This is a genomic window from Nonomuraea sp. IBHARD001 (assembly GCF_056106265.1).
In genome coordinates this window covers 296,083-308,884 of sequence record NZ_JBWBBW010000002.1, presented here as the reverse complement: position 1 = coordinate 308,884, position 12,802 = coordinate 296,083, and the positions used below count along the sequence as shown (strand labels likewise).

Annotated in this window: 13 protein-coding genes; 6 read left to right on the top strand and 7 right to left on the bottom strand. The window is 70.6% G+C overall.

All coding sequences use genetic code 11. The features are described from left to right. Window positions 1-13 precede the first annotated feature (13 nt). Both ACTWNK_RS03540 and ACTWNK_RS03535 read left to right on the top strand, forming a co-directional pair. Complete coding sequence (locus tag ACTWNK_RS03540; protein ID WP_474302053.1) at window positions 14-2,017, top strand: AAA family ATPase; 2,004 nt, start codon at window positions 14-16, stop codon at window positions 2,015-2,017. 62 nt (window positions 2,018-2,079) lie between these two features. Beyond that, window positions 2,080-2,880 carry a helix-turn-helix domain-containing protein gene (locus tag ACTWNK_RS03535; RefSeq protein ID WP_474302052.1) on the top strand — a complete coding sequence of 267 codons (801 nt, stop codon included), beginning with the start codon at window positions 2,080-2,082 and terminating at the stop codon, window positions 2,878-2,880. Window positions 2,881-2,939: 59 nt separating this feature from the next. Here the strand turns inward: ACTWNK_RS03535 and ACTWNK_RS03530 are convergent, their stop codons facing one another. The 3 genes from ACTWNK_RS03530 to ACTWNK_RS03520 form a co-directional block, all read right to left on the bottom strand. Further along, on the bottom strand, window positions 2,940-4,517 hold the full coding sequence (locus ACTWNK_RS03530; protein WP_474302051.1) for an MFS transporter: 1,578 nt from the start codon (window positions 4,515-4,517) through the stop codon (window positions 2,940-2,942). Between the two features lie 137 nt (window positions 4,518-4,654). Then, on the bottom strand, window positions 4,655-5,899 hold the full coding sequence (locus ACTWNK_RS03525; RefSeq protein WP_474310824.1) for an NAD(P)-binding domain-containing protein: 1,245 nt from the start codon (window positions 5,897-5,899) through the stop codon (window positions 4,655-4,657). Window positions 5,900-5,909: 10 nt separating this feature from the next. Further along, entirely contained in the window at window positions 5,910-6,458 is a 549-nt protein-coding gene (locus ACTWNK_RS03520; RefSeq protein WP_474302050.1) for an OsmC family protein, read from the bottom strand. Window positions 6,459-6,543: 85 nt separating this feature from the next. Here ACTWNK_RS03520 and metX point away from each other — a divergent pair, with 85 nt between their 5' ends. The 4 genes from metX (at window position 6,544) to ACTWNK_RS03500 (ending at window position 10,521) form a co-directional block, all read left to right on the top strand. Next, complete coding sequence (metX, locus tag ACTWNK_RS03515) at window positions 6,544-7,779, top strand: homoserine O-acetyltransferase MetX (protein WP_474302049.1); 1,236 nt, start codon at window positions 6,544-6,546, stop codon at window positions 7,777-7,779. Next, window positions 7,776-9,158 (top strand): O-acetylhomoserine aminocarboxypropyltransferase/cysteine synthase family protein, encoded by a 1,383-nt coding sequence (locus ACTWNK_RS03510; protein ID WP_474302048.1) that lies wholly within the window; start codon window positions 7,776-7,778, stop codon window positions 9,156-9,158. The genes metX and ACTWNK_RS03510 overlap by 4 nt, the downstream gene beginning before the upstream one ends. Beyond that, complete coding sequence (locus ACTWNK_RS03505; protein WP_474302047.1) at window positions 9,155-9,637, top strand: CoA-binding protein; 483 nt, start codon at window positions 9,155-9,157, stop codon at window positions 9,635-9,637. Before ACTWNK_RS03510 ends, ACTWNK_RS03505 begins: the two co-directional genes overlap by 4 nt. 203 nt (window positions 9,638-9,840) lie before the next feature. Next, on the top strand, window positions 9,841-10,521 hold the full coding sequence (locus ACTWNK_RS03500) for a Crp/Fnr family transcriptional regulator (RefSeq protein ID WP_474302046.1): 681 nt from the start codon (window positions 9,841-9,843) through the stop codon (window positions 10,519-10,521). Here ACTWNK_RS03500 and ACTWNK_RS03495 read toward each other — a convergent pair. The 4 genes from ACTWNK_RS03495 to ACTWNK_RS03480 are packed head-to-tail and all read right to left on the bottom strand — an operon-like array spanning window position 10,503 to window position 12,780. Continuing rightward, a complete protein-coding gene (locus tag ACTWNK_RS03495; protein WP_474302045.1) occupies window positions 10,503-11,294 on the bottom strand; it encodes an MBL fold metallo-hydrolase in 792 nt (263 codons plus the stop codon). The two genes, ACTWNK_RS03500 and ACTWNK_RS03495, sit on opposite strands and share 19 nt — an antisense overlap. Further along, window positions 11,291-12,118 carry an NUDIX hydrolase gene (locus ACTWNK_RS03490; RefSeq protein WP_474302044.1) on the bottom strand — a complete coding sequence of 276 codons (828 nt, stop codon included), beginning with the start codon at window positions 12,116-12,118 and terminating at the stop codon, window positions 11,291-11,293. The genes ACTWNK_RS03495 and ACTWNK_RS03490 overlap by 4 nt, the downstream gene beginning before the upstream one ends. Window positions 12,119-12,166: 48 nt before the next feature. Then, a complete protein-coding gene (locus tag ACTWNK_RS03485) occupies window positions 12,167-12,628 on the bottom strand; it encodes a RidA family protein (protein ID WP_474302043.1) in 462 nt (153 codons plus the stop codon). Continuing rightward, the gene (locus ACTWNK_RS03480; RefSeq protein WP_474302042.1) at window positions 12,625-12,780 is read right to left on the bottom strand and encodes a hypothetical protein; all 156 of its coding nucleotides are present in this window, start codon (window positions 12,778-12,780) and stop codon (window positions 12,625-12,627) included. The genes ACTWNK_RS03485 and ACTWNK_RS03480 overlap by 4 nt, the downstream gene beginning before the upstream one ends. Window positions 12,781-12,802 lie beyond the last annotated feature (22 nt).

Genomic DNA, 12,802 nt, shown 5'->3' with positions numbered 1-12,802 from the left:
TTGAGTGGGGGTAGTGGTGATCGTCACGCGGCTTGAGGCCTGGGACTTTCTGTCGCTTCGCGAGGTCGACTGTGAGCTGGGCGATTCGCTGAACATCGTCACCGGGCCCAACGGGGTGGGCAAGAGCAACCTCGGCCGGGTGATCGACGTGGTCCGGTGTGTGTTGAACCAGCGCACGCCTCGGCTGGACTCCTCCCGGATCGAGCTCTACAGCCGGGCCGGTCGAGACGGGGCGAACTCCTACGAGGTGGCGCTGCGTGTGCGCTTCGACCAGGAGCGGGAGCAGGACCTCATCGTCGCCTTCATGCGGGCGGCGTTCGCGCTCAACGAGGAGCGTGACAGCCGCAGCATCGCGAAGGCGCTCGACCGGGTCGCACGGGACAAGCTGACGCGGAGCTCGCTGGAGCCGCTGTTCAGCGGTGTCATCACGGTGGCCTACGACGGCTCGCGCAGCAGCCCGTGGTGGGCGTCGTACACGTTCGCCACCGAATACGGGAGCTACACGATCCCTTTGGTCAGCGGCGGCGGAGGAGAGAACCACCTGCACTCCTTCAAGATCCGGCCCTTCCGCCCGTGGGCCGGTTCGGCGCTGGGATTGGCTTCTCTGCTGCTGGGGCTCAAAGTGACCGTCCCCGGCAGCCACCTAGTCGAAGCCGCCGAGGAGGCATCTGCTCTCGATCTCGCCCAGGCCCTTCTCACTCCCCCGTCGGCCTTCAGGCTCACCATCGCCCCCCTCACGTCCAACCACGGCGTACCGGCGAGCATGGACGCCCTCGCCCGGGCCCTGGGCAAGGGCGGCAACGTGAGGAGCAGCTCGTGGGCGTTCTCCGAGGTGATCGCCAAGCTGTTCGACGATGGCGTCGTCGTCACCGACAACCGCAGGGTGCCGCCGCGCCGTACGTTCACGCTGGAGGAGCTGGAGCACCGCGTCGATCTCAGCGACGGCTCCCGGATAGCCGCGGCCCTGTTCCGGCTGAAGAACGGCGACCTCCCGGCCCGCCAGGCCTACGAGGAAGTACGGCGGCAGCTGAAGGCGCTCATCGGCAAGGACCTGGACCTGCGTGTGACGGTCATGCCGAAGGACGACTCCCTCACCGTCGACCCGGTGGTCGTCGCCGAGGGGGTGGAGACGCCGCTGGAGTTCGCCGGAGCTGGCGTGAACGAGGCGCTGGTGCTGAGCACGCTGATCGCCCAGGAGAGCGGGCGGCTCATCGTCCTGGACGAGCCCGCGGTCAACCTCGAACCGACCGTGCAGCGCCGCCTGATCTCCACCCTGCGCAACGCCGGCCAGAGCATCGTCATCACCCACAGCCCGCATCTGCTCCCCCTGTCCACGCCCGCCGATCTGCACTCGATCATGCGTCTCGCGCCCGGCCCGTCGGGGCCGGTCATCCGGCGGGTGCCCGACACGCTCCAGGACAGGCAGGCGGCGCGGTGGTTCCAGTTGCTGACGCCGAGCGACGTCAGGGCGCTGCTGTTCGCCTCGGCCGTCATCCTGTGCGAGGGGCCGACCGAGGCGCTCGCGTTGCCGGTGTGGTGGAGCCAGGGCGGCGGGCCGTACCCGACGCCTGAGGCGGCGCACGTCGCGGTCGTGAGCGTCGACGGCGACCGGCAGTTCGGCGGGTACATCGACTACCTGGAGGCGTTCGGCATCCCGTGGGCGATCGTCGCCGACGGACCGGCGCTGCGGCCGGACAGTGTGGCGGCCACGCACCCGGTGTTCCAGGGCGCGGGGCCGGACGGCGACGACTTCGGCGCATGGCGTGAGCATTGGGCGGGCCTCGGGGTGTTCACCCTGGCCGACCGGTACGGCGACGACGGCAGCAAGGCGGGCGAGTTCGAGGCCTTCCTCGAACGCGTCGACCCCGGCCTGCTGGCGGAGGCACGCACCCATGTGGGCGGCAAGCCACGCCAGGCCGCGTACTTCGCCGACCGCCTCCCCTGCCCACAGGCGGTGTCCGAGCTGTATACGGCCATCGCCGCACACCTCGGCCTGCCGCGGGCCGACGGGCGGTGAGCTCGCCCCACTGGTCGAGCGCGCTCGCGATCTCGCCTCGGGCCGGTGGGTAGCATGGCCGCGTGGCAAGCGACGGGCATCCGACCATCGACCTCGCGGCCTACCCCAGCATCGTCATCCCGCTCGGATCCGAGACCGGCATCACCCTGCACAGCCACCCGCAGCACCAGCTGACCTGGGCGCCCAACGGCGTTCTCACCATGGAGGCGGGCTCCAGCCGCTGGGTGCTGCAGCGCTCTCGCGCCCTGTGGATCCCCGGCGGGCTCCCGCACGCGGTGGCGCCCAGCACCTCGTGCGAGATGTTGTCGCTCTTCTTCGAGCCCGCCGAGAGCCCGTTGCGGCTGACGGCTCCGACCGTCATCGACGCCACGGGGCTGATCGGGCCGCTGCTCGCCTATCTGGTCGCCCTGCCCGCCGACGCCGCCGGGGAGCGCGCACGCGGCAACGCCGTGCTGTGGGACCTGGTACGGCCGGTTTCGGTCACGGTGATCCCGACCATCCTGCCGACCGATCCCCAGGCCAGGCGGGTGGCGCTCGCCATCAGGCAGGACCCGGCCGACTCGCGCGGCCTCGACGGGTGGGGCCGCGAGGTGGGCGCGTCGGCGCGTACGTTGTCGCGGCGCTTCCGGGCGGAGACCGGCGTCGGTTTCGAGAGCTGGCGCGCCTTCGAACGGCTCAACGCCGCGTTGCCGCTGCTCGGCGCCGGGATGCCGGTCTCGCGGGTGGCACGCGCGGTGGGGTACGGCACGGCGGGCGCCTTCATCACCGCGTTCCGCCGGGAGATCGGCACCACTCCCGCCGCGTACTTCGGCACGAGCAGCGCCGAGCCAGACCCTGTCACCCAGCCCGGCACCGCCTCCTGACGCCGTCCGAACCCGTCACTCAGCCCGGCGCCACCCCTGACCCCGTCCGAACCCGTCGCTCAGCCCGGCATCACCCCCTGACGCCTGCCCCGTGCGAACGCGACCGCCGAGACGACAGCGGCAACGACACCGACCGCGCCCCCCACGGCGAACAGTGTGTTGAGCCCTTCGATCGACGCCGAGTTAGCGATGGCGACCAGGTCGGGCACCAGGGCCTGGGCCGAGGCGGGCACCCCGTCGGCCACGCCGGCACCCGCACCCGCGCCGACGGCTTCGGCGAAGCGATCGGCGAGCCCCGCGGGCACCGGTACGGCGAGCGTCTGCAGCCCCTCGCGCGCCTGCTGACCCGCGACGTCGCTGAACACGGCCCCGAGACCGGCGACGCCGACCACCATGCCGACCTGACGCAGCGTGCCGAACGTGGCGCTGGCCATACCGGCGTGCTCGCTCGTGGCGAAGGTGAGCGAGGCCGCCTGGGTGATCGCGGTGATGGCGCCCATCCCGAGACCGCCGAGCACCATGCCGGGGACGAAGTGCGTCCAGGAGTCGCCGGGCCCGTAGCCGCCGATCAGCCACATCCCGGCCCCGACCATGGCCATCGTCACCGGCAGCGCGAGCGCGATCGGCAGCCGCCTGGCGAAGACCGCGGCCAGCGGGGCCGAGACCAGGGCGGCCAGGCTGATCGGGATCAGGCGCAGCCCCATCTCCAGCGACGTGAAGCCCATCGTGTTGATCATGAAGACCGCGAGGTAGTTCACCGCGGCCATCAGCGTCGCCATGTGCGCGACCGAGACGACCGCCGTGCCCGCGAACCCGGCCTTGCGCAGCATCGACACGTCGAACAGCGGATGCGCCGCCCGCACCTGCCGGCCCGCGAACGCCCCCAGCAGCACCACGGCCAGCGCGGCGAGCGTGAGGAAGCCGCCGGACGCCCACCCCAGCGCATTGCCGCGGATCAGGCAGAACGTCCCCACGACCAGCCCGGACGTGAGCAGGAACGAGCCCAGCCAGTCCGTCTTCCTGCCGAGCGCCTTCGCGAACTCAGGCATCCGTGCGGCGGCCAATGCGATGACCGCCACGCCGATCGGCACATTGACGAGGAAGATCGACTGCCAGCCGAACCTGGTGACCAGCAGACCGCCGAGCACCGGCCCCGCGACCGTGGCTCCCGCCATCACCGCCCCGTACACGCCGATCGCCCTCGCCCGCTCGGCCTTGCCGGGAAAGGCCCCGGCCAGCAGCGGCAGCGCCGTGGCGAACAACATCGCGGCGCCGATCCCCTGCACCGCCCGCATGACGTCGAGCTGCACGATCGACCCGGCCAGCGACAGCGCGAGCGACGACCCGGTGAACACGGCCATGCCCGCGAGGAACATGCGCTTGCGCCCGTACCTGTCACCGGCCGTGGCGAAGGTCAGCAGCAGTCCGGCGAGCGGAATGGCATAGGCGTCGATCACCCACTGCAGTCCGTCGATGGAGGCGCCGAAGTCCTCGCGGATGTCGGCGAGCGCCGCCGAGACGACCGTGGCGTCGAGCATCAGCATGAACACCGCCACACACACCATGAACAGCACCAGCCTGGCCCGCGGCGCCACACCGCCGGGCGGCCCGCTCCGCGACAGCACACTCGTTGCCATGAGAAGTCCTGCTTCCCGTACTCGGCGCATGCCGAATACACCTCGATGCCTGGATGGACCGGTTCGCGAAGCCGTGACATCCACGCTAGAGGCGTTCAGGGATGACCGATAGGAAGAATCAGGACAGGCAGTTACGCCTAACGGACAGCCTGCGCCGATCGGCCCAGATATCCGGCCAGATGGGCGACCACCTCACGGGCGTCGTCCTCGATGCCGCAGATGAAGGTCGATCTGCGCCGCCGCAGCAACGGCAGCCCGAGCGCGTAGAGGCCGGGCCAGTCCACGACGCCGCCCTCGTGCCGCAGACGGCCCTTCCCGTCCAGCACGGGCACGTCGAGCCAGCCGTACTCGGGCCTGAAGCCGGTGGCCCACACGACCGTGTGGATCTCGCCGCCGCGCAGGTCGAGGCGCAGCCGGGGCGAGGACGGCACGACGGTGGCGGCGAATCGTTCAACGGGCTCGCTCACCTCGGCGCCCGACGACGCCCACGCGTCGAACGTGCCCAGCAGGCGCTCCATCTTCAGATCGGCCAGCGCGGCCACATTGCGCAGCCCGCCCGAGAACAGGGCCACACCGTCGCGTACGGCGGCCAGCCTGCCGACCGGCTCCACGCCCAGCGCGGTGAGCGCGTTCAGGTCGAGGGTGGCCCGTTCGGGTGTGCCCACGAGTTGCGGAGAGGGCAGGCGTCGCGCCCTGGTGAGGTCGTCGACCTCGTCATGGCGCTGGTCCCACACGCCGGAGGCGTCCATCCACCACAGCACGTCGCGGCCACGGTAGAGGCGCGGCAGCCGTACGTGCTCGCCCGTGGCCAGGGTGACCTGCCTGCCCGAGCGTTGCAGCTCGGCGGCCAGTTGCACGCCCGTCGCCGACGCGCCGACGACGAGCACGCCGCCTTCGGGCAGTGCGCCGGGCCCCCGGTAGTCGAGGGGCGTCACCTGGACGACGCCGGGCGGCAGGGCCTGGGCGAGCGGCGGGACGACGGGACGGTTGCACGCGCCGGACGCGAGGAGGACCGCCCTGGCCCGCAGGGGGCCGTCGCCGGTCGCCAGCTCGAAGCCGTCGCCCTCCGGCCGTACCGACGCGACCTCCACGCCGGTGCGGACCGGGGCACGTGCGGACTTGGCGAACAGCTCGATGTGCTCGGCCACCTCGGCCGCCGTCATGTAGCCGTCCGGGTCGCGCCCGTCGTAGGGGCGGCCCGGCAGGCGGCTCTGCCAGTTCGGGGTCAGCAGTCGAAGGGAGTCCCAGCGCTCCTTGCGCCAGGAGTTGGCCACCTCACCCCGTTCGAGCACCACGTTGTCGATCGATGCGGCGCTGAGGAAGTGGCTCGCGGCGAGGCCCGCGTGCCCCGCGCCGATGACGACGACGTCGTGCTGTTCGATGACCCGCTCCTCAGGCGACTTCGACGGTGACGTTCGTCGGGTTGGTGAGCGCGTCGAAAACCGCCGAACGCTTCTGCGACTGGGCGACCAGCGCCTCGATGTCCTGCTGGGAGGCGTCGGCGTCGATGGTGAAGGTCACCTTGATGTCGTTGTAGCCGTTGCGCACGTCGCCGTCCACACCGAGGATGCCGCGGATGTCGTGCTCGCCCTCGACGACCGCCTCGACCGAGCGCAGCTGGATGCCGCGGTTCTGCGCGACGGAGGCGACTCCGGCCGTGAGGCAGCTGGCGAGGCCGACGAGGAGGTACTCGATCGGCGTGATGCCGTTGTCCTCGGCCGCGAAGACCTCAGGGTGGTCGGCGTCGAACACGGTCTCGCTCTTGTGGCTCTGCTCCTGGCCGAGGCCGTAGAAGTTCTGGATCTTCGTCGTGCTGTGCACGCCGTGCTGCCACGTCGAGGTGGCCCGCCAGGTGAACTGGGCGGCCTCGGGGGCGCCCTTCAGCACCTCGCGAGCGTCCAGCAGCGCCTGTACGTTCACTCCGTTGGTCACCGTGGTCATGTCGCGCTTTACCCCTTACGTCTTTTCCGGGATTACCGACTAGATTACTTGACAATACATTCGGAGGGGCGGGCACCATAGCCCTATGAAGGAGCCAGCTCAGACGATCACAGCCGGCTCTGCAGGCGAGGCCGAGACCCTCCATCTCGACCTGCCGGGCCCGCTCGTCCTGGAGTGCGGCGCGACCCTGCACGGCGTCCGCGTCGCCTACGAGACCTACGGCACGCTGTCGCCGGAACGTGACAACGTCATCCTGGTCTGCCACGCCCTCAGCGGTGACGCCCATGCCGCCGGTGTGTCGGCGCACCCGCCCGGCGAGAGCGCGCGCGACGGCTTCGGCGCCCGCGACAGGGACGGCGCGTCGCCCCGTGGGCTCGGCTGGTGGGACGGCATGATCGGTCCGGGCAAGGCGTTCGACACCGACCGCTACTTCGTCGTCTCCACCAATCTGCTCGGCGGCTGCGGCGGCACCACCGGGCCGGGCTCGGCCGATCCCGCGACCGGCCTGCCGTACGGGGCCGGGTTCCCGGTGATCACGGTGGCCGACATGGTGCGGACGCAGCGCGCCTTCCTGGACGAGCTCGGCGTCGAGCGGCTCGCCGCGGTGGCGGGTGGCTCGCTCGGCGGCATGCAGGCGCTGCAGTGGGCGGTCAGCTACCCCGGCCAGGTGGACGCGATCGTGGTCATCGCCAGCACCCACGCCCTCCACCCGCAGGGGGTGGCCTGGAACGCCATCGCCCGCGAGGCGATCATGCGCGACCCCGGCTGGCAGGGCGGCGCCTACCACGGCACGGGCCTGGCCCCCGACGCCGGCATGGGCCTGGCCCGCATGGTCGGCCACATCACCTACCTGTCGGCGCCCGCGCTCGAAGGCAAGTTCGGCAGGCGGCTGCAGCACGCCGACGACATCAGGCACACGATCACCGAGCCCGAGTTCGAGGTCGAGAGCTACCTGCGCCACCAGGCCGAGGCGTTCGTACGTCGCTTCGACGCCAACACCTACCTCTACGTCTCCCGCGCGCTGACCTACTTCGACCTGGCCAGGCAGCACGGCGCCGGATCCCTGGCCAAGGCGCTCGAAGGCGTGTCGGCGCGTACGCTGCTGATCGCGTTCAGCTCCGACTGGCTCTACCCGCCTTCGGCCTCGCAGGAGATCGAGCGGGCGCTGCTCTCGCTCGGCAAGCCGGTCGAGTCGCACGTGATCGAGGCGCCCTACGGCCACGACTGCTTCCTGCTGGAGGAGGCGCGTCAGACTCCCATCATCCGCCGGTTCCTCGCCCTGGGACCGGACGCCGACGTCGAGGAAGAGAAATCCGCGTGAGCGACACCCCCATCCGGGCCGAGGCGGCCCGCGCGTTCGGCTTCGAGACCAGACAGCTGCACGCGGGCCAGCGCCCCGACCCGAACACCGGCGCCCGCGCCGTGCCGATCTTCCAGACCACCAGCTACGTCTTCGAGGACCCCGAGTCCGCCGCCGCCTACTTCAACCTCCAGGAGTACGGCAACACCTACTCGCGCATCATGAACCCGACCGTCGCGGTGTTCGAGGAGCGCGTGGCCAACCTCGAAGGCGGCAGCGGCGCCGTCGCCTTCGCCAGCGGCATCGCCGCCCAGGCAGGCGCCCTGTTCACCCTGCTGCAGCCCGGCGACCACATCGTCTCCTCTTCGGCCCTGTACGGAGGCACGGTCAACCAGCTCAAGCACCTCCTGCGCAAGATGCACGTCGAGATCACCTGGGTCGACCCGGACGACCCCGACGCCTGGCGCAAGGCGGTGCGCGCCGAGACCAAGGCGTTCTTCGGCGAGACGATCGGCAACCCGGCGGGCAATGTGCTCGACATCGAGACCGTCGCGGCCATCGCCCATGAGAACGAGCTGCCGCTGATCGTGGACAACACGTTCGCCACGCCGTACCTCTGCCGGCCGATCGAGTGGGGGGCCGACATCGTGATCCACTCGGCGACCAAGTTCATCGGCGGGCACGGCACCAGCATCGGGGGCGTGGTCGTCGAGGCGGGGACGTTCGACTGGTCCAACGGGCGTTTCCCGGTGGTCGCCGAGCCTTCTCCGGCCTATCACGGGCTGAAGTTCCACGAGACGTTCGGCGCGTACGGTTTCCTGATGAAGCTGCGCGCCGAGACGCTGCGCGACCTCGGGGCGGCGCTGTCGCCGTTCAACGCGTTCCTGTTCCTCCAGGGGCTGGAGACCCTGTCGCTGCGGATGGAGCGCCATGTGCGCAACGCGCAGGCGGTCGCGGGCTTCCTCGAAGGGCACGAGCTGGTCTCGGCGGTGTCCTACGCGGGGCTCGCATCGAGTGTGTACCGGCCGTTGGTGGAGAAGTACCTGCCGCTGGGGGCTGGCGCGGTGTTCTCCTTCGACTGCGCGGGCGGCAGGGAGGGCGGCCAGAATCTCATCAGGGCGCTGTCGCTCTGGTCGCACCTGGCCAATGTCGGCGACTCCAAGAGCCTGGTCATCCATCCGGCCAGCACCACCCATCGCCAGCTCGGCGACGAGGAGCTGCGTGCGGCGGGAGTCGGTCCGGGCACGGTACGCCTGTCGGTCGGCACCGAGTCGGCCGACGACCTGATCTGGGACCTGACCCAGGGCCTGGCCCACGTGGCCGCGACCTTGGGAAGCGAGCCCCTGGGAAGCGAGCCCTCGGGAAGTGAGCCCTCGGGAAGTGAGGAAGGCCGGGCATGACCGATCTTGAGAGGTACCAGGAGCCGCTCACCGTCCAGCGGGTGCTGCACTCGGCGCGGACGATCGCGGTCGTCGGCCTGTCGGGCAACGAGCTGCGGGCCAGCCATTTCGTGGGCTACTACCTCAAACGCCATGGCTATCGGGTGATCCCGGTGAACCCCCGCGAGAAGGAGATCCTCGGCGAGACCTCCTATCCGACCCTGCTCGACGTTCCGGTCCCCGTGGACGTCGTGAACGTCTTCCGCGCGCCCGACGCCCTGCCCGGCATCGCGCGTGAGGCGGTGGCGATCGGCGCGGGGGCGCTCTGGTGCCAGTTCGGCGTGATCAACGAGGAGGGCGCGCGGATCGCCGAGTCGGGCGGCGTCACGGTGATCATGGACCTCTGCCTGAAGGTCGAGCACGCCCGCTACCTGGGCCGGATGCACTGGCTCGGCTTCAACACCCAGCGCATCACCTCGGTCAGGACCGGCCTGCAGTAGAAGTCACACAACACGCCGGACACAACGCCAAGACCTGTGAAGTAACATCTTGGATCGTTTTGTCCGTACACTTCGCTCTGTAAGAAAGCGTGGCGACCAGCACCTCGAGCCCTTGACTCTGGTGGCATCCCCATAGCCTTAGCGCATGGGTCACTCCTGACCTCTGAAGTGGGGTGCGTCACAATGGCTGCTGAGGAGGCAGAGTGAACACCGAAGACGTGCTGGGCAAGGCCCCCCTGTTCGCGGCGCTCGACCGCGAGAGCGCTGCCGCGCTGCGTACGAGCATCACCGAGGTCCAGCTGTCCAAGGGACAGACGCTGTTCAACGAGAACGAGACCGGCGACCGGCTCTACGTGGTGCTCGAAGGCAAGATCAAGTTGTCGCGCACCGCGCCCGACGGCCGCGAGAACCTGTTGAGCGTGCTCGGCCCGAGCGAGATGTTCGGCGAGCTGTCCCTTTTCGACCCCAGACCGCGCACCGCGACCGCCGCGGCGCTGACCGACGTCAGGCTGGCCGGGCTCGGCCACGACGACCTGCGGCCCTGGCTGACCGGCAGGCCGGAGGTCGCGCTGCACCTGCTGCGCGCCCTGGCCCAGCGCCTGCGCCGTACCAACGACGTGCTCGCCGACCTGGTCTTCACCGACGTGCCCGGCCGCGTGGCCAAGGCGCTGCTCGACCTGGCCGAGAGGTTCGGCACCAAGAACGACGACGGGCTGCGGGTGCACCACGACCTGACCCAGGAGGAACTCGCCCAGCTCGTCGGCGCCTCACGCGAGACGGTCAACAAGGCGCTGGCCGACTTCGCGCAGCGCGGCTGGCTGCGGATCGAGGCCAAGGCCGTGGTCATCCTCGACATCGACAGGCTCTACAACCGCTCCAGGTAGTCCAGCTGGGCCCGCACCGACATCTCGGCCGCGGGCCACAGCCCGGGATCGACGTCGGCGTAGACGATCTCCACGATCGCCCGTGCCGTCGTCGCGCCCGCCGCCCTGGCCGCCCTGACCTGGTCCAGCCGCTGACGCCTGTGGGCCAGGTAGCCCTCCAGCGCGCCGATCGGGTCGGGCAGCACGGGACCGTGGCCGGGCAGCAGGGCCACCGCGCCGAGCTCCTCGGCCACCGCGCGCAGCCGGTCGAGGCTGCGCAGGTAGTCGCCGAGGTCGCCGTCCGGCGCGATCACGGTGGTGCCCCTGCCCAGCACGGTGTCGCCGGTCAGCATCGCCAGGTCCTGGGGCAGCCAGAAGCACAGCGAGTCGAAGGAGTGCCCTGGCGTGCCGTACACGCGCAGCTCGGCGCCTTTCACCGTCACGACGTCACCGTCGGCCAGCCCCTCCTCCCCGAGCCTGTGAGCGGGGTCCAGGGCCCGTACAGGGGCGGAGACCAGCTCGGCGAAACGCCTGGCGCCGCCGCTGTGGTCGAGGTGGCCGTGGGTGAGCAGGATCTGGACCACTTCGCGGCCCGCCAGATGGGCGAGCACGCGTCGCAGGTGCGTCTCGTCGTCGGGGCCGGGATCGACGACGATCACCTGCTCGCCCGCGCCGACGACCCACGTGTTCGTGCCGTCGAGCGTCATCGGGCTCGCGTTGGGCGCCAGGAGGTTCTCCGCGTGCGCCGTGCGGGTGCCGTCGGGGGTGTCGATGGGGATGTGCAGACCGCTCACGGCAGCTCGTCCTCCTCGTCGTGAACCACCAGCCGCATCTGCCCGTCGATCTCGACGGCCCGCGGCAGGAAGGTCACGATCTCACGCCCGGCCGCGAAGACCTCCTCCAGGGTGGCGAAGGCGGCCAGCTCGGCGAGCGTGCGGTGGGTCGGCGGCATGAGGAAGATCTCACCCCGGCGCGCCTGCTCGATCGCGTCGGCCGGGCGCTCCCACGTCACCTTGTCGGCCTCGCCGCCCACGTCGCGCGTGCGCTGGCCCGTCGGCAGCCTGGCGGCGAAGAAGCGCGTGTCGAACCTCTTGAGCTCGACCTCCGGCGTGATCCAGTGGCCCCACGGCTTGAGCAGGTCCGAACGCAGCACCAGCCCTCGCCCGTCGAGGAAGTCGGCGAAGGCCAGGCTCCTGTCGATGAGGGCGAGCCTGTCGCGCTCCCAGTCCTCGCCCGTGGTGTCGGCGACCACCTCATCGCCGCTCGGACCGGCGAGCAGCACGCCCGACTCCTCGAACGTCTCGCGTACGGCGGCGCACACCAGCCCCATGGCCGTCGGCGCGTCGGCGCCGAACACCGCGCCCCACTCCTCGGGCGAAGGACCGGCCCAGGCCATGGCGTGGTCGCTGTCGCGCGGATCGACCGAGCCGCCGGGGAAGACGTAAGCTCCGGCCGCGAACGACATGCTGGCCTTGCGCCTGATCAGGTAGACCTCCGGCCCCTCGCGCAGGATCGCCACGGTGGCTGAGTCCCGCGCGGGGACCGGTCGCACTCGCCCGGCCCGAAGCTCTCGCGCACGTTCGGCGAGGTCGGCGGGCAGGGGAAGACCGATCACCATGACCTCCTCCAGAACATCACTCGGTCATGGTGGCACAGATCGACCCGGCTACTTGCGGACCTCGACCACGAGCTCCACCTCGACGGGGGCGTTGAGCGGCAGCGCCGCCACACCCACCGCACTGCGGGCATGCACGCCCAGGTCGCCGAACACCTCGCGCAGCAGCTCACTCGCACCGTTGCCGACCTGCGGCTGGGCATAGAAGTCAGGCGTGCTGGAGACGAACACCACGACCTTGACCACACGCGCGACCGCCGACAGCTCACCGAGCTGCGACTTGACGGCCGCCAGTGCGTTGAGCGCGCAGACGCGGGCCTGCGCCGCGCCCTCCTCGGCGGTGAGCTCGGCGCCGACCCGGCCGGTCACCGGCAGCTTGCCGTCGACCATCGGGACCTGGCCCGAGGTGTAGACGTAGTCGCCGCTGCGCACGGCGGGCACGTAGGCGGCCAGCGGCGCCACGACCTCGGGCAGCGTCAGGCCGAGCTCGGCGAGCCTCTCCTCCGGCGTCACGCCTTCTCCCGCTTGAAGTAGCCGACGAGCTGCTCGGGGCTCGCGCCCTGAACGATCTGGACGAGCTCCCAGCCATCCGCACCGAAGTTGTCGAGAATCATCTTCGTGTTGTGGATGAGGATGGGCGCCGTGAGGTACTCCCATTTCTTCATGGCGCCCAGCGTAGTGCCCATC